At 65.6% G+C, this 23,907-nt stretch carries 22 protein-coding genes and 3 tRNA genes; 10 read left to right on the top strand and 15 right to left on the bottom strand.

Translation table 11 applies throughout. The features are described 5' to 3' along the window. Nucleotides 1-198: 198 nt before the first annotated feature. The 5 genes from aat to ACIIOY_RS17825 all read right to left on the bottom strand — a co-directional run bounded on the left by aat (nt 199) and on the right by ACIIOY_RS17825 (nt 4,029). Nucleotides 199-813, bottom strand: a complete 615-nt coding sequence (gene aat, locus ACIIOY_RS17805; protein ID WP_411036023.1) for a leucyl/phenylalanyl-tRNA--protein transferase — start codon at nt 811-813, stop codon at nt 199-201. A gap of 14 nt (nt 814-827) precedes the next feature. Next, a complete protein-coding gene (gene accC / locus ACIIOY_RS17810) occupies nt 828-2,174 on the bottom strand; it encodes an acetyl-CoA carboxylase biotin carboxylase subunit (protein ID WP_411036024.1) in 1,347 nt (448 codons plus the stop codon). A 10-nt stretch (nt 2,175-2,184) separates the two neighbouring features. Further along, nucleotides 2,185-2,658 carry an acetyl-CoA carboxylase biotin carboxyl carrier protein gene (gene accB / locus ACIIOY_RS17815; protein WP_411036025.1) on the bottom strand — a complete coding sequence of 158 codons (474 nt, stop codon included), beginning with the start codon at nt 2,656-2,658 and terminating at the stop codon, nt 2,185-2,187. Nucleotides 2,659-2,680: 22 nt separating this feature from the next. Continuing rightward, on the bottom strand, nt 2,681-3,118 hold the full coding sequence (aroQ, locus tag ACIIOY_RS17820; protein ID WP_411036026.1) for a type II 3-dehydroquinate dehydratase: 438 nt from the start codon (nt 3,116-3,118) through the stop codon (nt 2,681-2,683). Between the two features lie 152 nt (nt 3,119-3,270). Then, on the bottom strand, nt 3,271-4,029 hold the full coding sequence (locus tag ACIIOY_RS17825) for a DsbA family protein (protein WP_411036027.1): 759 nt from the start codon (nt 4,027-4,029) through the stop codon (nt 3,271-3,273). A gap of 320 nt (nt 4,030-4,349) precedes the next feature. Between ACIIOY_RS17825 and ACIIOY_RS17830 the strand changes: the two genes are divergently transcribed. Continuing rightward, the gene (locus ACIIOY_RS17830) at nt 4,350-5,489 is read left to right on the top strand and encodes a pyridoxal phosphate-dependent aminotransferase (RefSeq protein WP_411036028.1); all 1,140 of its coding nucleotides are present in this window, start codon (nt 4,350-4,352) and stop codon (nt 5,487-5,489) included. A 401-nt stretch (nt 5,490-5,890) separates the two neighbouring features. On the opposite strand, the gene ACIIOY_RS17835 is transcribed toward ACIIOY_RS17830, so the two are convergent. Further along, nucleotides 5,891-8,719 (bottom strand): Rne/Rng family ribonuclease, encoded by a 2,829-nt coding sequence (locus tag ACIIOY_RS17835; protein ID WP_411036029.1) that lies wholly within the window; start codon nt 8,717-8,719, stop codon nt 5,891-5,893. A gap of 636 nt (nt 8,720-9,355) precedes the next feature. Between ACIIOY_RS17835 and ACIIOY_RS17840 the strand changes: the two genes are divergently transcribed. The 3 genes from ACIIOY_RS17840 (at nt 9,356) to prfB (ending at nt 14,539) form a co-directional block, all read left to right on the top strand. After that, the gene (locus ACIIOY_RS17840; RefSeq protein ID WP_411036171.1) at nt 9,356-10,582 is read left to right on the top strand and encodes an N-acetylmuramoyl-L-alanine amidase; all 1,227 of its coding nucleotides are present in this window, start codon (nt 9,356-9,358) and stop codon (nt 10,580-10,582) included. A gap of 277 nt (nt 10,583-10,859) precedes the next feature. Then, nucleotides 10,860-13,307 (top strand): penicillin-binding protein 1A, encoded by a 2,448-nt coding sequence (locus ACIIOY_RS17845; protein WP_411036030.1) that lies wholly within the window; start codon nt 10,860-10,862, stop codon nt 13,305-13,307. 100 nt (nt 13,308-13,407) lie between these two features. Continuing rightward, nucleotides 13,408-14,539 (top strand): peptide chain release factor 2 gene (prfB, locus tag ACIIOY_RS17850; RefSeq protein ID WP_411036031.1). Its coding sequence is split into 2 segments (ribosomal slippage): nt 13,408-13,476 and nt 13,478-14,539, totalling 1,131 coding nucleotides; the frame shifts between segments, so codons are not numbered across the junction. Between the two features lie 131 nt (nt 14,540-14,670). Here prfB and ACIIOY_RS17855 read toward each other — a convergent pair. The 7 genes from ACIIOY_RS17855 to ACIIOY_RS17885 all read right to left on the bottom strand — a co-directional run bounded on the left by ACIIOY_RS17855 (nt 14,671) and on the right by ACIIOY_RS17885 (nt 18,112). Then, complete coding sequence (locus ACIIOY_RS17855; RefSeq protein WP_411036032.1) at nt 14,671-15,174, bottom strand: hypothetical protein; 504 nt, start codon at nt 15,172-15,174, stop codon at nt 14,671-14,673. A 31-nt stretch (nt 15,175-15,205) separates the two neighbouring features. Continuing rightward, nucleotides 15,206-15,979, bottom strand: a complete 774-nt coding sequence (locus ACIIOY_RS17860) for an NAD kinase (protein WP_411036033.1) — start codon at nt 15,977-15,979, stop codon at nt 15,206-15,208. 125 nt (nt 15,980-16,104) lie between these two features. After that, nucleotides 16,105-16,299 carry a hypothetical protein gene (locus tag ACIIOY_RS17865; protein ID WP_411036034.1) on the bottom strand — a complete coding sequence of 65 codons (195 nt, stop codon included), beginning with the start codon at nt 16,297-16,299 and terminating at the stop codon, nt 16,105-16,107. A gap of 197 nt (nt 16,300-16,496) precedes the next feature. Continuing rightward, on the bottom strand, nt 16,497-16,694 hold the full coding sequence (locus tag ACIIOY_RS17870; protein ID WP_411036035.1) for a hypothetical protein: 198 nt from the start codon (nt 16,692-16,694) through the stop codon (nt 16,497-16,499). Further along, nucleotides 16,691-16,858 (bottom strand): hypothetical protein, encoded by a 168-nt coding sequence (locus tag ACIIOY_RS17875; protein ID WP_411036036.1) that lies wholly within the window; start codon nt 16,856-16,858, stop codon nt 16,691-16,693. Before ACIIOY_RS17875 ends, ACIIOY_RS17870 begins: the two co-directional genes overlap by 4 nt. Nucleotides 16,859-17,034: 176 nt before the next feature. After that, a tRNA-Thr gene (locus ACIIOY_RS17880) sits at nt 17,035-17,110 on the bottom strand. 54 nt (nt 17,111-17,164) lie between these two features. Further along, nucleotides 17,165-18,112, bottom strand: coding sequence for a LysR family transcriptional regulator (locus ACIIOY_RS17885; protein ID WP_411036037.1), 948 nt, complete (start codon nt 18,110-18,112; stop codon nt 17,165-17,167). A gap of 132 nt (nt 18,113-18,244) precedes the next feature. Between ACIIOY_RS17885 and ACIIOY_RS17890 the strand changes: the two genes are divergently transcribed. Beyond that, nucleotides 18,245-18,868 carry an FMN-dependent NADH-azoreductase gene (locus tag ACIIOY_RS17890; RefSeq protein ID WP_411036038.1) on the top strand — a complete coding sequence of 208 codons (624 nt, stop codon included), beginning with the start codon at nt 18,245-18,247 and terminating at the stop codon, nt 18,866-18,868. A 71-nt stretch (nt 18,869-18,939) separates the two neighbouring features. Here the strand turns inward: ACIIOY_RS17890 and rlmB are convergent, their stop codons facing one another. Then, nucleotides 18,940-19,809, bottom strand: coding sequence for a 23S rRNA (guanosine(2251)-2'-O)-methyltransferase RlmB (gene rlmB, locus ACIIOY_RS17895; protein WP_411036039.1), 870 nt, complete (start codon nt 19,807-19,809; stop codon nt 18,940-18,942). A gap of 203 nt (nt 19,810-20,012) precedes the next feature. Between rlmB and ACIIOY_RS17900 the strand changes: the two genes are divergently transcribed. After that, nucleotides 20,013-20,097 (top strand) — tRNA-Tyr (locus tag ACIIOY_RS17900). Between the two features lie 25 nt (nt 20,098-20,122). After that, nucleotides 20,123-20,196: transfer RNA gene (locus ACIIOY_RS17905), tRNA-Gly, on the top strand. A 127-nt stretch (nt 20,197-20,323) separates the two neighbouring features. On the opposite strand, the gene ACIIOY_RS17910 is transcribed toward ACIIOY_RS17905, so the two are convergent. Beyond that, a complete protein-coding gene (locus tag ACIIOY_RS17910; protein ID WP_411036040.1) occupies nt 20,324-21,160 on the bottom strand; it encodes a phytanoyl-CoA dioxygenase family protein in 837 nt (278 codons plus the stop codon). 112 nt (nt 21,161-21,272) lie between these two features. On the opposite strand from ACIIOY_RS17910, the gene ACIIOY_RS17915 reads away from it, so the two are divergent. The 3 genes from ACIIOY_RS17915 to ACIIOY_RS17925 all read left to right on the top strand — a co-directional run bounded on the left by ACIIOY_RS17915 (nt 21,273) and on the right by ACIIOY_RS17925 (nt 23,891). Beyond that, entirely contained in the window at nt 21,273-22,316 is a 1,044-nt protein-coding gene (locus ACIIOY_RS17915; RefSeq protein WP_411036041.1) for a LacI family DNA-binding transcriptional regulator, read from the top strand. Between the two features lie 202 nt (nt 22,317-22,518). Further along, nucleotides 22,519-23,586, top strand: coding sequence for a CobW family GTP-binding protein (locus tag ACIIOY_RS17920; RefSeq protein ID WP_411036042.1), 1,068 nt, complete (start codon nt 22,519-22,521; stop codon nt 23,584-23,586). Then, nucleotides 23,583-23,891 carry a hypothetical protein gene (locus ACIIOY_RS17925; protein WP_411036043.1) on the top strand — a complete coding sequence of 103 codons (309 nt, stop codon included), beginning with the start codon at nt 23,583-23,585 and terminating at the stop codon, nt 23,889-23,891. Before ACIIOY_RS17920 ends, ACIIOY_RS17925 begins: the two co-directional genes overlap by 4 nt. Nucleotides 23,892-23,907: the final 16 nt, after the last annotated feature.

A 23,907-nucleotide genomic window follows, 5' to 3' on the forward strand; every position in this document is an offset into this window, starting at 1 on the left:
CACCGGCCGGGATGCGCATCCCGGCCGGTGCATCCAGTAAACCACACTTCTTCCACACAAGCCCGAGGATGACGGAGAGGAGGAGAGGTTCTCCTTCCGTCAAATGGTGCGGCACAGGTGCCGTTGCCTTTATCGCGATTCTCTCTTCTTGCGTCATCCTCGGGCTTGACCCGAGGATCCGCCCCCACGGCACGGCTGTCAGAACGGCAGATGCGGCGAGGCCAGCGCGTTGGCCAGCATGTCCTCGTACTCGATCTTCGGCACGTCGATCGCCCCGAACGTCTTCAGGTGCTCCGTGGTGAACTGCGTGTCGAGCAGGCGGAAGCCGCGGGTCTTCAAGCGCTCCACCAGATGGACGAGGCAGATCTTCGAGGCGTCCGTGCGCCGGGAGAACATGCTCTCGCCGAAGAAGGCCGCGCCGAGCGAGACGCCGTAGAGGCCGCCGACGAGCCTGTCGCCCTCCCACGCCTCGACGGAATGTGCATGGCCCATCCTGTGCAGCGTCGAATAGAGCGACTTGATCTTCGCGTTGATCCAGGTCGAGGGGCGGTCGGGCGCCATTTCCGCGCAGGAGGCGATCACCTTGTCGAAGGCCGTGTCGAACCGGATGTCGAAGGGTTTCTTGCGGATCGTCTTGGCGAGGCTGCGCGAGACGTGGAACCTGTCGAGCGGGATGACGCCCCGCATTTCCGGCTCGACCCAGAACAGCTCCGGGTCGTCCGCCGAATCGGCCATCGGGAAGAGGCCGATGGAATAGGCGCGCAGGAGGAGGTCCGGGGTGATCTCCGGATGTCGGCTGCGACGCCCCGCCATCGGACCGCCGCCCCTCAGGCGTCGGTCTTGCTGGCCAGGTAATTTTCCAGCCAGTGGATGTCGTAGTCGCCGTTGGCGATGTCCTGGTTGCCGATCAGGTCCTGGAAGAGCGGCAGCGTCGTCTTGATGCCGTCGATGACGAATTCGTCCAGCACGCGGCGCAGGCGCATCATGCATTCGACGCGGGTGCGGCCGTGCACGATGAGCTTGCCGATCAGGCTGTCGTAGTAGGGCGGGATGCGATAGCCCTGATAGGCGCCCGAATCGACCCGCACGCCGAGGCCGCCGGGCGCGTGGAAGTGCGTGATCGTGCCCGGCGAGGGAACGAAGGTGCGCGGGTCTTCCGCATTGATGCGGCACTCGATGGCGTGGCCGGAAAAGACGATGTCTTCCTGGCGCACCGAGAGGCCGGCGCCGGAGGCGACGCGGATCTGCTCGTGCACGAGGTCGATGCCGGTGATGGCCTCGGTGATCGGGTGCTCCACCTGCAGGCGGGTATTCATCTCGATGAAGTAGAACTCGCCGTTCTCGTAGAGGAATTCGACCGTGCCGGCGCCGCGGTACTTCAGCTTCTTCATGGCATCGGCGCAGATCTGGCCGATCTTCATGCGCTGCTCGACATTGAGCGCCGGGGAGTTCGCCTCTTCCCAGACCTTCTGGTGGCGGCGCTGCAGCGAGCAGTCGCGCTCGCCGAGATGCACGGCATTGCCCATGCCGTCGCCGACGACCTGGATCTCGATGTGGCGCGGCTTGCCGAGGTATTTTTCCATGTAGACGGCGTCGTTGCCGAAGGCGGCGAGCGCCTCGGACCGGGCCGTCGAGACCGCCTCCTCGAGGTCGGCCTCGCTCCTTGCGACCTTCATGCCGCGCCCGCCGCCGCCGGCGGTGGCCTTGATGAGCACGGGAAAGCCGATCTTTCGGGCGACGTCCAGCGCGTTCTCCGGCTTCACCTCGCCGTCGGAGCCCGGAACGACCGGGATGCCGAGCGCTTCCGCCGTCTTCTTGGCGGTGATCTTGTCGCCCATGATGCGGATGTGCTCCGCGGTCGGGCCGATGAAGGTTATGCCGTGCGCATCGAGGATTTCCGCGAACTTGGCGTTCTCCGACAGGAAGCCGTAGCCCGGATGCACGGCGTCGGCGCCGGTGATCTCGCAGGCGGCGACGATCTGGTGGATGTTGAGGTAGCTCTCGCGCGAGGGCGGCGGGCCGATGCACACGCTCTCGTCGGCAAGGCGCACATGCATGGCGTCGGCATCCGCCGTCGAATGCACGGCAACCGTGGCGATGCCCAGCTCCTTGCAGGCCCGAAGGACCCGGAGGGCGATTTCGCCGCGGTTGGCGATGAGGACTTTGGAGATCATTGGGTCCGCCTTATTCGATGACGATCAGCGGTTCGCCGTATTCGACGGGGCTTGCGTCCTGCACGAGGATTTCCGTGACCTTGCCGGAGCGCGGCGCGGGGATCTGGTTCATCGTCTTCATGGCTTCGATGATGAGGATGGTCTGGCCTTCCTTGACCGCCGCGCCGACCTCGATGAAGGGGCGGGCGCCCGGCGCCGGGGCGAGGTAGGCGGTGCCCACCATCGGCGCCGTCACGGCATTCTTGTTGCTGCGCGCGTCGGCGGCCGGGGCGACGGCGGCGGAGGCCGTGGTTGCGGGCGTCGCGCTGACGGCGGCAACCGGGGGAGCGACCGGAGCCTGGACATAGTGCGGGGTGCCGGCACGCGAGACGCGGATCCGCAGGTCGTCCTGCTCCACTTCGATCTCCGTCAGGTCCGTCTCGGTGAGGATGTTGGCGAGATCGCGGATCAGAGCCTGATCGATGCCGTGTTTCTTGTCAGCCATGGAAATGAGCCTCTGGTTCTTCTTATTTCGTGATGGACGAGAGCGCATGAAGCGCAAGGACGTAGCTGTGCGCGCCAAAACCGCAGATGACACCCTTCACGGCGGGCGCGATCATCGACTTGTGGCGGAATTCCTCGCGTGCATGCACGTTGGAAAGGTGCAGTTCGACCACCGGCACCTTGACGGCGCGGATGGCGTCGGCGAGGGCGATCGAGGTGTGGGTATAGGCGCCGGCATTGATGGCGACGCCGGCGGCGGCCTCGCCGGCCTCGTGGATCCAGTCGATGAGGTCGCCTTCGTGGTTGGACTGGCGGAACTCGACGGCAAAGCCGAGCTTCTCGCCCTCCGCCTTGCACAGCGCCTCGATGTCGGCGAGCGTCTGGCCGCCGTAGATACCCGGCTCGCGCTTGCCGAGCGCGTTCAGGTTGGGGCCGTTGAGCACGAAAAGGGTTGGAGCCATTCGCAATTCCGCATGCTGGATAGAGGACTACCTATAGACCGGCGGTTTCCGCAGGGAAAGCCCCAAGGGCAAGGGCTTTTCCGGTCGAAAGGGGCGATGTCCACAAGCAGCGCAGGCTGAACATGACCGGCATGGCAAGAAGATGACGGCCGTCAGCAGGTCGCCTTGCCGCAGGCGCGCACATTGGCGATCTTTTCGCGCAGGTCCTCGGCGCCGACGGCTCCGAACACCATTTCCTGGCCGAGCACGTAGGAGGGCGTGCCGGTGATGCCGAGATCGTTGGCCAGCGAATAGGCCTGGCGAACGGCGTCGTCATGCGGCTTTTCGGCCATGGTCTTGCGGATGTCGGCCTCGGAAAGTCCCATGCCGGCGGCGAGCGCGATGGCGCTTTCTTCCGTCGCACGGCCTTCGCTGCCGAGCAGCGCCCTGTGGAACTCGCCGTACTTTTCCGGGGCAAGGTCGCGCACCGCGGCGCTCACCTTGTGGGCGGCGAGCGAATCGGGGCCGAGGATCGGCAGCTCCTTCAGCACGAAGCGCACCTTCTTGTCCTCCTTCAGGATGTCGTCCATGTCGGAGAGGGCGCGCTTGCAGTAGCCGCAGTTGTAGTCGAAGAACTCGACGATGGTGACGTCGCCCTGCGGGTTTCCGAGCGCGATGTCGTAGGGCGAGGCGAAGATCGCCTTCTCGTTGTCGGTGATGGCGCTCTTGGCCTTGGCCTGCTGCTGTTCTTCCTGCTTCTTCTGCAGGGCTTCCTGCACCTCTATGAGGATTTCCGGGTTCTCGACGAGGTATTCCTTGATGAACTCGCCGATCTCCTTCTTCTGCGCATCGTCGAGGGCGAGAGCGGGAAGGGGGGCTGCGGCCGCAATGGTGAGAGCGACGGTGGCCGCAAGCTTCGTCTTGAATGTCATGTCTGTCCTGTCCTCGTCGTGATGCGCCGCTGAAGTGCCATTGGCGGCGCCCGCGCGTCAATGCCGGACGCGGCGCGGGCGGGCGCTTTCAACGACCTTATGGTCGGCGTCACGCAAACGATAGGGCAAAAGCGGCGGATTTTCGGCCCTCGCGGGATTGTGAATGCACACACCTTGCGTCAGGAAGGCGTCGGCGGGAAGCCTGTCGCGATCGGTCGGATTCGCTCCGCGCGCTTCGGGTGTTCTATCTCCCGCATGCCGTTGTCGCCGACCCGTCGAGGCTATCGCGCGACACGTTTTGGAAACCGGAAGGCAAGCCCATGAAACTCTCCCGCCGCGGCGCCGTCGAACCCTTTCACGCCATGGACGTGCTCGCCGAGGCGACCAGGCGCCGGGCCGCAGGCCGTCCCGTCATCTCCATGGCCGTCGGCCAGCCCGTGCACCCCGCGCCGGACGCGGCGCGCGCGGCGGCCCGCCGGGCGCTGGAGATCGGCCGCATCGGCTATACCGATGCGCTCGGCCTTCTCTCGCTCCGCCGCGCCATTTCGGAATTTTACAGAAGCCGTCACGGCGTTTCGGTCGATCCCGGCCGCATCGCCATCACCACGGGCTCCTCGGCGGGCTTCAACCTCGCCTTCCTCGCGCTGTTCGACGCCGGCGACCGCGTCGCCATCGCGCGTCCCGGCTACCCCGCCTATCGCAACATTCTCGCCGCGCTCGGCATCGAGACGGTGGAGATAGAGGTGAACGCCGCGAACGGCTTCACGCTGACGCCGCAGGCCCTTGAGGCGGCGGGCCGCATCGACGGCGTGCTTCTCGCCAGCCCCGCCAACCCGACCGGCACGGTGACGGGGCGGGCCGATCTCGCGGCGCTTTCCGCCTATTGCCGGGAGAACGGCATCGCCTTCATCTCGGATGAGATCTATCACGGCCTCACCTTCGTCGGGCAGGAGGCGACGGCGCTGGAATTCGGCGAGGAGGCGGTGATCGTCAATTCCTTCTCGAAATATTATTGCATGACCGGCTGGCGGATCGGCTGGATGGTGCTGCCGGAGGCGCTGGTGCGCCCGGTCGAGCGAATCGCCCAGAGCCTCTACATCTCCGCGCCGGAACTGTCGCAGATCGCCGCCGAAGCCGCGCTCGGCGCGGAGGCGGAGCTGAACGTCTATCGCGACGCCTACCGCGTGAACCGCGACTTCCTCGTCAGGCGGCTGCCGGAACTCGGCTTCTCCATCGCCTCGCCCATGGACGGCGCCTTCTATGCCTATGCGGATGTCAGCCGTTTCACCAACGACAGCATGGCCTTCGCCCGCCGCATGCTGGCCGAGACCGATGTCGCCGCGACCCCCGGCATCGACTTCGACCCGAAGGACGGCCATCATACCATGCGCTTTTCCTATGCCGGCTCCTTCGAGGAGATAAGCGAGGCGGTCGACCGCCTCGCCGCATGGCTCGCCTGACAGCGGAAAGCGTTTCCGTTTCAGGATGTTGCGGCCGGAAACGGAATCGGATCTTGAGGGAGCTGAATCGCTTTCTCAGACGCGGTTTATGGAAACGCCGCCATCGGCGAGCATCGCCGTTCCGGGGAAGGGCGGAGCCACCCGATTCCGGTGCGCGAGGAAAAGGCTGGAGTGGCGGCAGGCCAAAGAAAAGCCCGGTTAAGACCGGGCCCCAGCGTATCGGCGAACCTTGCCCAAGCACGCCGTCATCCGCGGGCTTGACCCGAGGATCCATTCTTTTCAAAGGCTTATGGATGGCCGGGTCAGGCCCGACCATGACGAAGGAGAAGCTGGGCGGACCTTGTCGGCAGTAGAAGGCCCGGTCGAGACCGGGCCTTTGAACTGCGGTTGCTGGCCGGCTCTTAGAAGAAGCCGCGGCGCTGCCACCAGCCGCCCTTCTTGGGCTTGTCCTGTTCGTCGTCCGGCGCGCTTTCCTTGGCGCCCGACGACTTGACCACCGGCTCGGACGCGATCTTGCTGATGTCGCGGTTGGCGCGGGCGGGCTTGGCCGGCTCTTCGAGATCGGCGGATGCCTGCTCGGCGTCCGGTTCGACGGGCGTTGCCTCTTCCTCGGCGGCAGCCGGAGCGGGCTGCGCTTCGATTTCGCTGCGGACGACCTCGTCGGTCACGGGCTCCTCGACGGCCTCGGCCTTGGCACGGCTGCGGCGGGCGCGCTTCGGCTTGGCGGGGGGAGCCGCCTCTTCCGCGACGGCTTCCGCCGGTGCCTCTTCGGCAGCGACAGCCACTTCGGCAACCTCCGCCTCGACGGCCGCGACCGCGTCGCCGTCTTCCGCATCATCGGCCTCGCCGTTCTCGGCGCCGGCTTCGACCGTGCCGTCCTCAGGGCGGTTGCGGCGGCCGCCGCGCTTGCCGCGACGGCGGCGCTTGCGGCGCTGCTCGGACGTCTCGCCGGCCTGTGCCTGCGAGGTTGCATCCGTGCCTTCCTCGCCCTCGGCCTCGTCGTCGTCGAGCACATCCTCGTCGCCGGCCTGCTCGCCGCCGAAGGAGGCGGTGTCCGTGCCTTCGCCGTTCTCGCGGCCACGGCCGCGACGGCGGCGGCGGCGCTTGCGCTTGCGGCCGTTCTCGTCGGAGGAGGACGGCGAGCCCTGCGCGGCGGCGGGACGGGCCTCTTCCTCTTCCTCGTCGATCTCTTCCTCGATCACGACGTCGTCGTCTTCCGGCTCGGGCTCGAAATGCAGGATCTGATCGATCCTGACCGGGTTCTCGACGGGTTCGCCGCGGTCGATGGCGAAATGCTGCGCGCCGACATGGGCGTCCGCCTCGATGATGATGGCGACGCCGAAGCGGGCCTCATAGTCGATGATCGTGCCGCGCTTGTGGTTGAGCAGGTAGAGCGCGATGTCCGGCGTCGTGCGGACCGTGATGTTGTGCGTCGTGTTCTTGAGGAGGTATTCCTCGACGCCGCGCAGGACATGCAGCGCAACGGACGACTGCGAGCGGATGTGCCCCGTTCCGTTGCAGTGCGGGCAGGTCTGCATAGTCGATTCGAGGACGGAGGCGCGGATGCGCTGGCGCGACATCTCCAATAGGCCGAAATGCGAGATGCGGCCGACCTGGATGCGTGCGCGGTCGTTCTTGAGGTGATCCTTGAGGCGCTTCTCGACGGCGCGGTTGTTGCGCTTCTCCTCCATGTCGATGAAGTCGATGACGACGAGGCCGGCAAGGTCGCGCAGGCGAAGCTGGCGCGCCACTTCCTCGGCCGCTTCGAGGTTCGTCTGGAGCGCGGTCTCCTCGATGGAGTGCTCGCGCGTCGAGCGGCCGGAGTTGACGTCGATCGAGACGAGCGCCTCAGTCTGGTTGATGATGATGTAGCCGCCGGACTTCAGCGTCACCTGCGGCTGCAGCATGCGGTCGAGCTGGGCTTCGATGCCCGAGCGCGAGAAGATCGGATGCACGTCGCGGTAGGGCTGGACGACCTTCGCGTGGCTCGGCATCAGCATCTTCATGAAGGCCTTCGCCTCCCTGTAGCCTTCCTCGCCGGCGACGATGATCTCGCTGATGTCCTTGTTGTAGAGGTCGCGGATCGAGCGCTTGATGAGCGAGCCTTCCTCGTAGACGAGGCAGGGCGCCGTGGAGGCGAGGGTGAGCGTGCGCACGTTCTCCCACAGGCGCATCAGGTATTCGAAGTCGCGCTTGACCTCGACCTTGGTGCGGTTCGCGCCGGCGGTGCGCAGGATGACGCCCATGCCCTGCGGAACGTCCAGGCTGCGGGCGATTTCCTTGAGGCGCTTGCGGTCCTGCAGGTTGGTGATCTTGCGCGAAATGCCGCCGCCGCGCGCCGTGTTCGGCATCAGGACGGAATAACGGCCGGCGAGCGACAGATAGGTGGTGAGAGCCGCGCCCTTGTTGCCGCGCTCCTCCTTGGCGACCTGCACGAGCAGGATCTGGCGGCGCTTGATGACTTCCTGGATGCGGTACTGCTTGCGCGGCTTGCGCACGACGCGGTCCGGGACCTCTTCCATCGCGTCCTCGGCGCCGACGGATTCGATGACTTCCTTCTCATCGCCGTTGTGGTCGTCGTCATCCTCGTCGTCGTCACGCCGGCGGCGTCCGCGCTTGCGCTCGGCGGGCTCGGAGATCTCGTCGGCATCGACGGCCATGGCCATCGCGCCGCCGGGCGTCTCGTCGTCGCTGCTCTCCGAAGAAGCGGCCTCTTCGGTTTCCGGGGCTTCCTCGGTCTTCGCCTTGGCCTTGCGGGTGCGGCGCGGCTTCTTCGGCTTTTCGGCCGGGGCCTCTTGCGCAAGGTCCGCGGAGGCTTCGACAACCTCGGCCTCGGCAACGGCCTCGACCGGCGCCTCCTCGGTAGCGTCGCCTGCCGATTCGCCGTCGTCGGAAAGGTCCGTTCCGGTCTCGACCGGCTCGATGTCGTCGTCGCGGCGGTGCTCTTCGGCCTCGGCCTTCAGCAGCGCCTGACGGTCGGCGAGGGGGATCTGGTAGTAATCCGGGTGGATTTCGGCGAAGGCCAGGAAGCCGTGGCGGTTTCCGCCGTAGTCGACGAAGGCCGCCTGGAGCGACGGTTCGACGCGCGTGACCTTGGCAAGGTAGATGTTGCCGCGGATCTGCTTTTTGTATTGGGATTCGAAATCGAATTCTTCTATGCGGTTCCCGCGTACGACGACAACCCGCGTCTCCTCAGCGTGAGACGCGTCGATAAGCATTTTCTCTGCCATGTAGTTTGAGCTCCTCGGCGCAGCCGCGCTCCTGGCGGCGAGCCGATCCCCGAAAGGGACGGGCCGGAGGAGGAGGGGGATGCGCCGGATAAGTAAGTTCCCGTCGGGCTCCGGTGAAGGTTAAGCGGACGGAGGAAGGCCGGACCGCGAGCGTCCCGGAGCCTGTTACCCTCTGATAAAATCCGCTGCGACAACATCAACGTCCAACGAGAATGCCTGTGCCATAGACCTGATCGGTCCGATGAAATGCCCTTGGTTAAGGGCGAGCGGTGGAAAACCACCTTGACTGTTCCGGCCACCGCCGGCTTACGCGATCTAATCGTCCGGGAAAAAGCGGTGCGACGGCGGATGAAGGCCCGGTTCGGCGCCAAATCCCTAAGAGGGGGTGGCTGCCTGCTCTAAGCGATTCTATCCCGTCTAATCTTTTTCCCTGATTTTGCTTTTATGGCGGATATGTCACAATGGCAAGGGAAAAGCCAAAAGCGTCATAATCTTGATGGATTTGCGGTGATCTGTGCGCCGCTGCGGCGGCGCGGCCTCACGGCAAGCTTTGGTTAACCATATGGGGGCATCTATGGGCTTTGTCCTGCACCGCATCGCGCGGTTTCCACGCGTTTGAACGGACTGCCAGTGGTGATGCTACGCCTTCTGACCGAAAGATTTCTCCGCCTTGCGGCCGGCGCGATCGTCGCCGTGCTCTGCCTGTCGGCCGTGACGCCGGCTTCCGCCGCGCCGCTGCTCGCCTTCGGCGCGCGCATGGCCGGTGACGATGCCCGCACGCGCCTCATCATCGATTTCGACCGCAGGCCGGAGTTCAGCGTCCACTACGTCGCCAATCCCTACCGCGTCCTCATCGACCTGCCGGAAACCGATTTCGGCATCAAGGCGGAGGAACTGGAGGCGCGCGGCATCTTCTCCGACATCCGCTACGGCACCATGGCCGCCGGCCGCTCGCGCATCGTTCTGACCGCGCCGCGCCCCGTCGGCGTCGTGCTTGCCGAGGTCCAGGAGGAGCAGGGGGGCACGAGCTACCGCCTCGTCATCGACGCGGCGATCGTCACCGACCAGGTCTTCCAGGGCCAGATGGAAAAGCAGAGCTGGCAGGAGGCCTCCTTGCCGGCGGCGGCCGGCGAAACGCCGATCATGCTGCCGGGCGGCAGGACGGACGGCACGTTCGTCGTCGCCGTCGACGCCGGCCACGGCGGCATCGACAACGGCGCGCGCGGCGCCGTCACCAAGACGGAAGAAAAGCACGTCACGCTCGCCTTTGCCCGCCACCTGGCTGAAACGCTCAACACGCTGCCCGGCACGCGCGCCTTCCTCACCCGCGAGAAGGACGAGTTCCTCTCGCTCTCGCAGCGCGTGCAGCTTGCCCGCAGCGAAGGCGCGAACCTCCTCATCTCCATCCATGCCGATACGCTGAAGCAGAAGGACATCCGCGGCGCGACGGTCTACACGATTTCCGACAAGGCCTCCGACAGCCTGGCGGCGAGCCTTGCCGAACGGGAAAACCTCTCCGACCAGATCGCCGGCATCTCCTTCGTCGACGAGCCGGCCGAGGTCGCGGACATCCTGCTCGACCTGACGCGCCGCGAGACCCAGGCTTTTTCCATCAACCTTGCCCAGAGCGTCGTCAACACCTTCAAGAACGAGGTGATGCTGATCAACAATCCGCACCGCCATGCCGGCTTCCGCGTGCTGACCGCGCCGGACGTGCCCTCGATCCTGCTCGAGCTCGGCTTCATGTCGAACAAGGAGGACGAGCAGCTGCTGATCGACCCGGCCTGGCAGAAGAAGGTCGCCGGCCTTGTCGCCAAGGCGGTGGACGAGTACCGCACGACCGTCGTCGCGAACGGCGGTTAAGTTTGTCTCGCGATAGGCAAGCGCGCGGGCGGGGAACGTGCTAGTCTGCCTGTGCCGGAAAAGTGACAGCGGCCGCCATTGTGCGGTGGCGAAGCGGTAACGCATGCTGTAAGCCCTATTTTCCTCACATTCCGATCGCTAGACGGGATCGGGAAAAATGGGGACGACTCGTCTTCGAAAGAGAAGGCGCAACGGCAGTTCCGGGCCGGGGCGGCAAGGCCGGGCGGCAGGTCTGCCCGATGAAATTATAAAGACATAAGGCATCGGTAACTGGCTCATGATCAGACTGATTGGATATTTCTTCGGGATTGGCGCCGTGTTCTTCCTCGGCGTGGCGGCGGTTGTCGCCGTCTATCTCGGAAGTGTCACCAAGGATCTTCCCGATTATGAGGTCTTGAACAGCTATGCGCCGCCGGTGACGACGCGCATGCATGCCGGCAACGGCGCGCTGATGGCCGAATATGCCCGCGAACGCCGCCTCTACCTGCCGATCCAGGCGATCCCCGACCGTGTGAAGGCCGCCTTCCTCTCGGCGGAAGACAAGAACTTCTACCAGCATCCCGGCGTCGACGTGACGGGCCTCTTCCGCGCGATCGTCACCAACATCCAGAACATGGGCTCGGGCCGCCGCCCGGTCGGCGCCTCGACGATCACCCAGCAGGTCGCCAAGAACTTCCTGCTCTCCTCCGACCAGACGATCGACCGCAAGGTGAAGGAGGCGATCCTCTCCTTCCGCATCGAGCAGGCCTATTCCAAGGACCGTATCCTCGAGCTCTACCTCAACGAGATTTTCTTCGGCCTGAACTCCTACGGCATCGCGGGCGCGGCGCTCACCTATTTCGACAAGTCCGTCACCGAGCTGACGATCGCCGAGACCGCCTATCTCGCCGCCCTGCCGAAGGGCCCGTCGAACTACCATCCGTTCCGCCGCACGGAGGCCGCCATCGAGCGCCGCAACTGGGTCATCGACCGCATGGTCGAGAACGGCTACGTCACCCAGAGCGACGGCGCGGAGGCCAAGGCCCAGCCGCTCGGCGTCACGCCGCGCCACCGCGGCTCCTACCTCTTCGCCTCGGAATATTTCTCCGAGGAGGTGCGCCGGCAGATCATCGAGCGCTACGGCGACAACGCGCTCTACGAGGGCGGCCTTTCGGTCCGCACCTCGCTTGACCCGCGCATCCAGGTCGCCGCCCGCAAGGCCCTGCAGCGCGGCCTCCTGAGCTATGACGAGCGCCGCGGCTTCCACGGCCCGATCAAGACGATCGAGATCGGCGGCGACTGGGGCGTGGAGCTTGCCAAGGTCAGCGCGCTCTCCGACGTGCCGGAATGGAAGCTCGCCGTCGTGCTCGCCGTCGACGACGGCGGCGCCGACATCGGCCTCCAGCCGAGCAAGGAGGCCTCGGGCAAGGTCGCCGAGGGACGCGTCACCGGCCGCATCGAGGCCAAGGACATGAGCTGGGCCTACCGTTCGGCCAAGGGGGACCGCAAGACGGCCAAGTCGCCGGCCGGCGTGTTCAATGTCGGCGACGTCGTCTATGTCGAGCCGATGGAGGGCGGCAGCTATCGCCTGCGCCAGCCGCCGAAGGTGCAGGGCGGTCTCGTCGCCATGGACCCGCATACCGGCCGCGTGCTCGCCATGGTCGGCGGCTTCTCCTACGGCCAGTCTGAGTTCAACCGCGCGACGCAGGCGATGCGCCAGCCGGGCTCCTCCTTCAAGCCCTTCGTCTACGCCGCCGCGCTCGACAACGGCTATACGCCGGCTTCGGTGATCATGGACGCGCCCATCGAGATCGTCGCCGGCGGCCAGGTCTGGCGCCCGCAGAACTACGGCGGCGGCGCCGCCGGCCCCTCGACGCTGCGCCTCGGCATCGAGCGCTCGCGCAACCTGATGACGGTGCGCCTCGCCAACGACATGGGCATGAACCTCGTCGCCGAATATGCCGAGCGCTTCGGCATCTACGACAAGATGTATCCGGTGCTCTCCATGTCGCTCGGCTCCGGCGAGACGACCGTGCTGCGCATGGTCTCGGCCTATGCGGTGCTCGCCAACGGCGGCAAGCAGATCAAGCCTTCGCTGATCGACCGCATCCAGGACCGCTACGGCAAGACGATCTTCCGCCACGAGGAGCGGACCTGCGAGAACTGCAACGCCAACGACTGGGAAAACCAGGAAGAGCCGACGCTCACCGACAACCGCGAGCAGGTGCTCGACCCGATGACCGCCTACCAGATCACCTCGATGATGGAAGGCGTCGTCACCCGCGGCACGGCCGCCGGCAAGATCAAGCTCGACCGTCCGACGGCCGGCAAGACCGGCACGACGAACGACGAGAAGGACGCCTGGTTCGTCGGCTATACGCCCGATCTCGTCGCCGGCCTCTATATCGGCTTCGACAATCCCGCGCCGCTCGGGCGCGGCGCGACCGGCGGCTCGCTCGCCGCGCCGATCTTCAACGAGTTCATGCAGGCGGCGCTGGAAGGCACGCGCCCGACGAAGTTCATCGTGCCGGAAGGCATGCAGTTCATCGCCGTCAACCGCAAGACCGGCATGCAGGCCTATGAGGGCGAGCCGGACACGATCATGGAAGCCTTCAAGCCCGGCACCGGCCCGGCCGACGTCTTCTCGGTCATCGGCGGCGAGGAATACGCGACGCCGGAGGAGATCCTGAAGAGCTCGCCGCAGGCCAACCAGGCGGTGACGGGCGGAAGCGGCGGCCTGTTCTGATCCACCGGATCCTTTTTGGAGGGCGGGCGCGGGGCTTTACATCCGCGCCCGCCCTCTCTATTTCGGGGCCACCGAAACCTGAGGCATCGAAGAAACGGACATGCGCGCGGAAATCGAGAACATCGTCGACGAAATCAAGCAGGCCATAAGCCTGCTGAGGAGGCATCTTTGACTGGGATCAGGCGGTAAGACGACTGGACTGGTTGAACAACAAGGCGGAGGACCCGACCCTCTGGAACGATGCCCAGGAAGCCCAGAAGCTGATGCGCGAGCGCCAGCAGTTGGACGAGGGCATCAACGCCGTGAAAGCCATCGAGCAGCAGCTCAGGGACAATATCGAGCTCATCGAGCTCGGCGAGGAAGAGGGCGACGATTCGATCGTCAAGGAGGCCGAAGAGGCGCTGAAGGCGTTGAAGGTGGAAGCCGCGCGCAAGCAGGTGGAAGCCATGCTCTCCGGCGAGGCGGATGCCAACGACACCTACCTCGAAGTGCATTCCGGCGCCGGCGGCACGGAAAGCCAGGACTGGGCGAACATGCTCCTGCGCATGTACACCCGCTGGGCGGAGCGCTCGGGCTACAAGGTGGAGCTCCTGGAGGTCCACGACGGTGAAGAGGCGGGCATCAAGTCCGCCACGCTCCTCGTCAAGGGCCACAATGCCTATGGCTGGCTGAAGACCGAATCGGGCGTGCACCGGCTCGTCCGCATCTCGCCCTACGACAGCAATGCCAGGCGCCACACCTCCTTCTCCTCGGTCTGGGTCTATCCGGTCGTCGACGAGACCATCAACGTCGAGGTGAACGAGAGCGACTGCCGCATCGACACCTACCGTTCGTCCGGCGCCGGCGGCCAGCACGTCAACACGACCGACTCGGCCGTGCGCATCACGCACATCCCGACCGGAATCGTGGTCGCCTGCCAGCAGGAGCGCTCGCAGCACAAGAACCGTGCCAAGGCCTGGGACATGCTGCGCGCCCGACTCTACGAGGTGGAACTGAAGAAGCGCGAGGAAGCCGCGAACGCCGAGGCCGCCTCCAAGACGGATATCGGCTGGGGCCACCAGATCCGTTCCTACGTCCTCCAGCCCTACCAGCTGGTCAAGGACCTCAGGACCGGCGTCGAGAGCACGGCCCCTTCGGATGTCCTCGACGGCGAGCTCGACGAGTTCATGGAAGCCGCGCTCGCCCACCGCGTCAACGGCGGCGCCGACGCGGTCGTGGACGACCTCAACTGAGGTCCGCGGAACCGCAACAAAGACGGGCGCTTCGGCGCCCGCCACGTTTGATGACAAACCTCTCCTCCGTCACCCTCGGGCTTGACCCGATCATGACGGAGGAGAGGTTTGCCGGGCATGGGAACGGCGGTTCAGTTCGTCGCCCGTTCGACCTTGATCTCGCCGAGGTCGTCGATCAGCACCGTCCAGCTTTCGGGTTCGGTGACCTTCGGATCGGTCTTGAGGTAGACCGTGGCGAAGAGGCCCGGTTGGGTGGTGACGCCGGAGGAATTCTCCGGGCGGATGTCCGTCACATAGGGCTTCATTGCGGAAAACTCGTCCAGCACGGTGGAGGAGGCGACCTTCGGGCCGTCCGGGGTCGCCTCGATCTGCTGGAGGTGGACCTCTGCCGTGCCGTCCGGCTGCCGCACGGCGATCAGCTTGTAGTAGCCGCGGCGCATGGCGGCCGGCTTGTCCGCATCGGCCGTTTCCGGCTTTGCGTTTTCCTCCGCGTCCTCTTCGACCGGTTCTTCCCAGAAGCCGGTGCTCACCACGAAGGTCACCGTTTCGGGAACGGGCGAGGCATCGTCCGCCAGGACTGGCGGGCCGGCGAGGAGGAGGAGGGCGAGGGCGCTTGCAAGCATATGCCGTTTCATGGCGGACTCCTGTCCCGGTGCTGTCGCGACATCAATAATCGAACTGTTCGGCAAGAATCCGGTCGGACCAGGAATGATCCGGATCGGAGAGGATTCGCGCCGAAAGGCCCGCCGATTCGGCGATGCGCACCGCGGTGACGGACTTGACCTCCGTGTTGTCGGCCACGGCATTCACCGGGCGCTTTTCCGCCTCCAGCACCTCGATCTCCACGGTGACCTTGTTGGGCAGCAGCGCGCCGCGCCAGCGCCGGGGCCGGAAGGCGCTGACGGGCGTCAAAGCCAGGAGCGGCGCCTCCAGCGGCAGGATGGGGCCATGGGCGGAAAGGTTGTAGGCCGTGGAGCCGGCGGGCGTGGCCAGCAGCAGGCCGTCGCAGATCAGCTCCTCCAGCCGCACGCGCCCGTCGACGCTGACGCGCAGCTTGGCGGCCTGGTAGGATTGGCGGAACAGGTAGACCTCGTTGATGGCGAGTGCCCGGCGTTCCTGGCCGCTCGCATCGCTCGTCACCATTTCGAGCGGCCGGAAGGCGTTTTCCACCGCGCCCTCGATGCGCGCCGGCAGGTCCTTCGTGTCGTAGCGGTTCATCAGGAAGCCGATGGAGCCGCGGTTCATGCCGTAGACCCGCTTGCCGGAATTCATCGTCGTGTGCAGCGTCTGCAGCATGAACCCGTCGCCGCCGAGCGCCACGATCACGTCGGCCTCTTCCGGATCCGTGTTGCCGTAGATGGCGATCAGCTCGTTCCGCGCGTCCTGCGCCTCGGGCGCCTGCGAGGCGACGAAGGAGAGGGATTTGAAGTTATGCGTCATGCCCTGGTCCGCATCCTCGCTGCAAGCCTTGCCGTTCCGGCCGGTCTTTGTCGCACGCCTTTACGGCACGCGCATCTGAAAAATATGACAGGGACGGCGAGGCGGGCGAGGTCCGCCGCCCGCGTTCAGGAGGTCCGGCCGTTCGTCTGCGCCTCGAGGCGCCTGAGCACGGCCTGTCCGGCGGCGGCGGCCTGGAGTGCGCTTGAGAAGGGGCCGTTTACCGGATAGGTGACGCCGCGATAGGTCAGCACGAAGAAGTACCGGCCCTTCTTGTCCTTCTCCACCGTGACCTTCGAAACCGGTTGATTGTCTGCCGTCACGTCCGTTCCTCCGCAAGATCGCTTCGCGCCGCTGCCGGATCGGCTGTCCGGCTTTTCCGAACGGCGGGGGAGCTGATGGTGCCGCAAGGCACCGGTTTGAGCTGGACAGGCCTATAGGACAGTCGGCCCCGCACGGCAATGCGTCGCCGCGCAGGCGGCTTGCGCCTTGGGGCGCAACGGGGGCATCCGGTTGTCTCTTACGATTCGAGGCCGCGCTTTGGGCCGGCATGCGTTCGCGCCATGACCAGCGTTGCGATCGCAAGCTGTTCCTCGACCGCATCGCGCTCGGCGATCATCGTGCGCAGCGCCTCGAGCGCGTCGCCATTGTGAAGCGCAAGGATCTCGACCGCTTCCTCGCGGCCCGTCTGCCCTCTGCGTCGCCATGGCGAGATCATTGCAGCCTCAGCTCCAACTGCTTCTTGCTCTTGAGCACATAGAGCGGCTTGGCGACCGCTGCCGCCTTGCGCTGCAGCTCCAGGCGGTTCTGCATCTGCCGCTCGCGCAGGGACCTGCAGGCTTCAAGGATGGCATTTCCACGTTCCAAAGCGTCGTTCCGCATCGTCTCATCCTCTGTTTGTTCCCTTTATGTTCTATTTCGATCAGAACGTCAAGAGCGGCATCCGCTGCCGGCCGAGCGCGGAAACAAAGGTACGGTCCGGGGGGAACCGGCCTGACCGTCATGAGAAACGTAGGGACGGGGAGAAGTCGTTCGCAGAACGGCGAACGGGTGTGATGTGGTGCCCCCAGCAAGACTCGAACTCGCGACCCCCTGATTACAAATCAGGTGCTCTACCAACTGAGCTATAAGGGCACTCAGCGAGGGAGTTAGCATATTCTCCGCCGCTGTAAAGTAAAAAGGGCCGTTTCAGATCGACCAGTTGCTGTCGGAGGCGGCTCTGGGGACGATTTCCTGGCAGCGCTGCATCGAGCGCGGCAGGTTCTCGGCAAGGTAGTCTATGAGGGCGCGCACGGCCGGCAGCATGCCGTGGCGCGAGGTGAAGACGGCGTGCACGGCCGATTCCGCGCTCGACCAGTCCGGCAGCACCGGCGTCAGCAGGCCGTTGCGGAAACCCCGCTCGACGACCATGTCCGGCAGCAGTCCGAGGCCCACGCCTTCGATCGTCGCCCGCTCCAGCACGTTGAAATCCGAGCAGGCGAGCACCGGCGAGTGGGAGACGTCATGCACGTCCCCGTCGGCGTGGAAGAGCGTCCAGATAACGCGGGACGCGTTCTCCTGCATGGACAGCGTGGGCACGCGGCCGATACCGTCGAGGTCGATCGGGCCATAGCGTTCCAGGAAGCGCGGGCTTGCCGCAAGATAGCGCCGCGTGCCGCCGAAGCGGCGCACGATCAGCGACTGGTCGGTGTCGTAGCTGTCGCGCACGCGCAGCGCGACGTCGATCCGCTCCTCGATGAGATCGACCGGCCGGCCGGTGGTGAGGATCGAGAGGCGCACCTGCGGATAGCGCTTCATGAAGCCCGGCAGGATGTCGGCCACCATCGGCGCGAAGCCGGGCGGCATCGACATGCGCACGGTGCCCGCCGGCTCCGCCTTGGCGACGGCGACCACGGCTTCCGCCGCCGCGACGCCGGAAAGCACCGCCTCGCAGCGCTCGTAGAAGGACTGGCCGATGTCGGTGACGGAGAGCTTGCGGGTCGAGCGCTCGATGAGCCGCACGCCGAGCTGTTCCTCCAGCGCGGCGATGCGCTTGCTGATCTTCGATTTCGGCACCGAGAGCGCGTTCGCCGCCGCGGTAAAGCCCTTGTGCCGCACCACGGCGGCGTAGAGCGCGAGGTCGTTGAGGTCCTGCATGGCGTCGTCTCCGGTGATCGCCTGATTTATTGTTTCTTATTTGAAACGGTCAATTGGATTTTTGCAGTCTAATCACATGATTGTTTTCCGAGCATATGTGTCGCACCCCATTTCAAGCAAAGGTGCTGACCGATGAACGTCCTCCATATCGACTCCGGCATTCTCGGAGACCATTCCGTATCCCGCCGCCTCACCGCTGCCGTCGTCGCCCAGATAAAGGCCGAGCAGCCGGGCGCAACCATCACCTATCGCGACCTCGTCGCCGACCCGCTGCCGCACCTCTCCGGCGCCCACCTGATGGCCGCCAATGCGAATCCGAAAGAGATCGATGCCGGGATCGCGGCCGACGTCGCCGAGAACCACGCCGTGCTCGAGGAGTTCCTCGCCGCGGACGTCGTCGTCCTCGGCGTGCCCATGTACAATTTCTCCCTGCCGAGCCAGCTCAAGGCCTGGATCGATCGCGTCGCCGTCGCCGGCAAGACCTTCCGCTACACCGCCGAAGGCCCGGAAGGCCTTGCCAAGGGCAAGAAGGTCATCGTCGTCTCCACCCGCGGCGGCCATTACAGCGCCGGCCCGGCGGCCGCGATGGACCACCAGGAAAGCTACCTGAAGGCCGTGCTCGGCTTCTTCGGCATCACGGATGTGGAAGTGGTGCGCGCCGAAGGCCTGAACCTCGGCCCGGACTCGAAGATCGAGGCGATTTCCGAGGCCGAACGCTCCATTTCCGGCGGGGCCGGACTGCGGCTGGTCGGCTAGGGGCCGGAAGCCGTCTTTCCACGAAAGCCCGCCGGCGGAAACCGGCGGGCTTTCGCGTTTCTTGCCGCGGTTCAGCCGAACAGGTGCCGGTGCGTGGCGTAGAGCGCTATGGCGGCCGCGTTCGACACGTTGAGCGACTTGATCGCGCCGGGCATGTCGAGACGGGCGAGCACCTTGCAGGTGGCACGCGTCTTCTGCCGCAGTCCCTTGCCCTCAGAGCCCATGACGAGCGCGATGCGCTGGCCGGACAGCGTGCCTTCCAGCGGCGCGGGTCCTTCCGAATCGAGGCCGATCGTCAGGAAGCCGAGCTTGTGCAGCTCCTCCAGCGCATCCGCCAGGTTGGTGATCTGGATATAGGGAATGAGCTCCAGCGCGCCGGAAGCGGTCTTGGCGAGCACGCCCGATTCGGTCGGCGAGTGGCGCTGCGTGGTGATGACCGCGCCGGCGTTGAACGCGACGGCCGAGCGCATGATGGCGCCGACATTGTGCGGATCCGTCACCTGGTCGAGGACGAGGAGGAGGGGGCTGTCCTTCAGCGCCTCCAGGCGCCGCACCGGCAGCGCGCGCGTTTCCAGCATCACGCCCTGGTGGATCGCTTCCGGCCCGAGCACCTTGTCGAGGTCCGAGGGAAGCACGGTCTCGACCGGGTAGGGCAGGGTGGAAAGGTCCGGCAGTTCCAGCCGCTGGGCGGCGTTCTGGCTGACCGAGAGCTTGATGATCTGCCGCTCCGGATTGTCGAGCGCGGCGCGCACCGTATGCAGGCCGTAGAGATAGACCTGGTCGGGCGCCGGCGGTTTCCAGCCTTCCGCCTGCCTGCGGCGGCGGTCGTCCCTCGGCGTCGGGATCTCGCCGCGCTCGCGCCGCTGGTCGCGGTGCGCCCGGCGCAGTTTGGCGTAATGGGTGTCTTTTGCGGACTTGCCGCCAGTGTCGTCTTTGCTCATGCGGCCTTATAGGCCGAGCGCGGACGCGGCGCAAACGGCGCCTTCCGGCCGGCGCGTGGGGACGAGGATGTTTTTCGCAATTTTTTCCGTAACGTCGTGTTGACAGGATGAATTGCGCCCTTCATATACCCCGCCAGATCGAAGGCGCCGCCGCAAGGCACTGCCCGCTGATCGACACCGGTCGCTTGATCCCGACGGAATATGGAGGGATGCCCGAGTGGTTAAAGGGGACGGACTGTAAATCCGTTGGCTCAGCCTACGTTGGTTCAAATCCAACTCCCTCCACCATTCCGTTGCTTTGGATCATGACCCCGCGGGTATAGCTCAATGGTAGAGCAGCAGCCTTCCAAGCTGAATACGCGGGTTCGATTCCCGCTACCCGCTCCAGTTTTTCCAATCACTTATGAAATCGGCGTGCCACGCGTGTCATGCTGCCGCGCATCCGTTTGGACACGCGGCGTTTCGGCGATGATCGGCTATGCCGTCGCCGATCCTTTGAACCGACGCGTCCGACTCAGGCCGGGTCGGCGCCCATCACCAGGCCCTCGATGTCGTGCTTCTGGGTGATCGGCACCAGCTCGTCGACGACCCGGCAGACGAGATGCTTTTTGGCGATCTCGGGCAGGGCGTCGTACCAGTCGCGGGTGACCATCATGTCGTGCAGCTCGGCGTGCCCGGCTCCCGGCGCATCGACGCCGAGCACCATGACGGGCCGCGCGATGGGCGAGCGATGTTCCGTGCCGCGATGGACCGTCAGCGCCGACCGGCAGGAGATGTCGCCGCGCTGCGGATACTTGCGCGTCGCCCGCTCCTGGAAGCGCCCCCACAGCGACTTGTCGGGGAACATTTCGTGCTTCCATTCGCGGCCGTCGTCATATTGCGTTCCCGGCGCCACCTCGAAGGGCCCCATGTCCTCGGTGACGTCGACGCCGGTGAGGTTGAAGGCGAGCGAGGTGATCTTCCGGTCGCGGTAGGTGTCGACCGGAGAGGGGAAGTCGCGGTGCCAGGGCTGGTATTTCGCCCCCTGGAACGGCACGTCGAACCCGATTTCGACGATCTGGTAATCCGGCCCCAGCACGTTGGTGCAGACGTCCACGACCCAGGGATGGGTGACGAGGTCGACAAAGCCGCGGAACGCCTGCGGGTGGATCTCGACATACCAGCGGCGCGGGCCGCGGCCGACGGCGCCGCCCGGACGCTGAATGGCGGACCAGAAGGCCGTCATCATGTCTTCGCGCATGTCGTCGGCCCATTCGGGGCTGAAGGCGCCTTTCAGCCCGATGATTCCGTCTTCGGCGAGCTGAGCGGCCTGGGCTGCGATGTCATATTTGAACGAGGGGTTTGTCTTCATTGGCTGTTTCCTCCCAGACTGCGGCGAGCTTACCGCGACTAATAATTATTAGTCAATGGTCGAACTTTATTAGCTGGTGTAAGGATGGGCGCTACCTGAATGGGGGAGGCGCATGAAAAGTCGCACCGGCACGAAACGCGTGACGATGATGGATGTCGCAAAAGCGGCCGGCTGCTCGCAGGCGACGGTTTCGGTCGTGCTGAACAACGTCACCGACATCAAGATCTCGCCGGAGTTGCGCAGCCGGGTGCTGGATGCCGCCCGATCCCTCGGCTACGGGCTTGCAAGCCCGATCCGTCGTGCCGGCCTGGAGGACCTGCGCGGCAGCTGCATCGGCTTCGTCGTGGACCAGCTGGCGACGACGCCGGAGGCGGTCAATGCCATCGAGGGCGCCCGGCACGCGTCATGGGAAAACGACGTGACCATTCTCGTGGCGCAAACGCAGGGGCGGGCGGAGCACGAGCGCAAGGCGGTGGCGCGGCTTCTCCAGGCGGGCGCGCAAGGCATCGTCTACATGTCCGTCTTCACCCGCCGCGTTTCCCTCGATCCGGCACTGCAAGACCTTCCCGTCCCCCTGGTGCTGCTCAACTGCTACACGGGCGACGACCGCTTCCCATCGGTGGTGCCGGACGAGGTGACCGGCGGGTGCCTGGCGACCGCCTCGCTCATAAAAAAGGGCCACAGGCGCATCGGCACGATCGTCGGCGAGAGCTTCATGGAAGCGGCCCAGGACCGGCTTGCCGGTTACAGGGAGGCTTTGGCGCAGGCCGGCATTCCCTACGACGGCCGCCTGGTGGTCGAAGGCAACTGGACACCGACGTCCGGCTTCGAGGCGACGCGAAAGCTTCTGGCGCTGGCGGAGCCGCCCACGGCCATCTTCTGCCAGAACGACAAGATGGCCATGGGATGCTTCAACGCGATCGGCGAAGCGGGGCTGAGCATTCCGGCCGACCTTTCGGTCGTCGGATACGACGATGACGAACTGGCACGCCATTTGAGGCCCCAGCTGACCACGCTCGAGCTTCCGCATCGCCCGATGGGCGCCTGGGCGATCGAACAGCTCGCGAAGAAGCCGAGGCCCGGGCGGCATCGCGTTCACAAAGTCGGGTGCACGCTGATCGAGCGGGCCTCCACCACCAGGCGCAAACCCGAGTAACGGGTCCGGATCTTCCCCATGCCGGCATGCGGCGACAGGGATTGATACGTTATTACGTATCTTTTTGTTTGACGGATGTAATAACATTACCTATGCAGGCGGGGTGAGTTCCCGAGGCCGCGATGACCGACATTTGCCCTGCCTTCGACAACATGAGCCTTGGCTATCGCGCGCACGTCGCCGCCCCAGCCCGGAGACCGGCATGAGGCGCATCTACGATCCGGTGCCCGTGACGCTGCTGACGGGTTTTCTCGGCGCGGGCAAGACGACCCTGCTGAACGAAATCCTCGCCGATCCCCGCTTTGCCGGCACCGCCGTCATCGTCAACGAGTTCGGCACGGTCCCGATCGACCATGACCTTGTGCGCGCCGGGCGCGAGACGTATTTCCGCACGACGACCGGCTGCATCTGCTGCACGGCGACGAGCGACATCCGCGTCTCGCTTTACGAGCTGCACGAGGCGCGCCTGATCGGCGACGTGCCGCCCGTTTCACGCGTGATCATCGAGACCACCGGGCTGGCCGATCCGGCGCCCATCGTCAACAGCCTCATTCCGGGCGGCGCGCCGGCAACGGGCCTGCGCGACCACATCGTGGCGCGGCAGTTCTACCTTTCCGGCGTGATAACCGCTTTCGACGCCGTCGCCGGCCGGGCGACCCTCGACAGCCATATGGAAGGATGGAAGCAACTCGCTTTCGCCGACCACATCGTCTTGACCAAGACGGACATCGCGCAAGGGCAGGTGTCCCGGGCAAGCGACCTCAATGGACTGAACCCGGCCGCGGCCGTCCACGACCGGCAGGCGCCGGATTTCGATCTCCGCAGCCTGTTCGGCGACCATGCCTATTCCGTCCGGGGCAAGGCGGAGGATGTGCCCGGCTGGCTCGCCATGGAAGCCTTCGCCAGTCATCCGGAGCACGCGCACGATCCGAACCGCCATGGCAATGCGGTCGCGGCGATCAGCCTCGACCATGACGTGCCGTTCGACCCGCGCTCCGTCATGACCTTCCTGGAACTGGTCACGAGCAATACCGGCTCCGGCCTGCTGCGGCTGAAAGGGATATTCGCCGTGACGGACGACACGGAAAGGCCGGTTGTCGCGCACGCCGTCCAGCACCGGCTCTATCCCCTCCAGCGCCTGGACCGCTGGCCGGATGGCGACCGCCGGACCCGCGTCGTGCTGATCGGGCAGGATATGCCCGCCAGGCCGATCCGCGACCTTTTCGAGGTGCTCGCGCCGTCCTCCTTGCCGAAGCGGAGGTCGGCATGAGCCGCGCCTTCGTCAATCCCCTGGCGCGGCGCGCGGCCGGCGTCGTCAACAAGGCGCGCACTGTCAAGCAATGGACCCGCGAGCTGCTCGCCTTGCCCGAGGATGCGGTCGTCTCGGTCAACGAGCTCGTCTGCCATCTTCCCGGCTGCCCGCCGAAGGAGACCGTGGTGCTGGTGATGCATGCCGGGCGGATAGCGCAGGCCTCGATCCACAAGGCGATGGCGGACCTCACGCGCGATGACGTCGCCCATGCATGTCCGGCGCTCGTTCCCGAGCCGGGCCGACCTTTTCCGCAAACCCGTTAAGCGAATATGGAGATCA

Origin of the sequence: Shinella agrisoli (assembly GCF_046557955.1) — a bacterium.
In the GTDB taxonomy this organism is placed as follows: Bacteria; Pseudomonadota; Alphaproteobacteria; order Rhizobiales; family Rhizobiaceae; genus Shinella.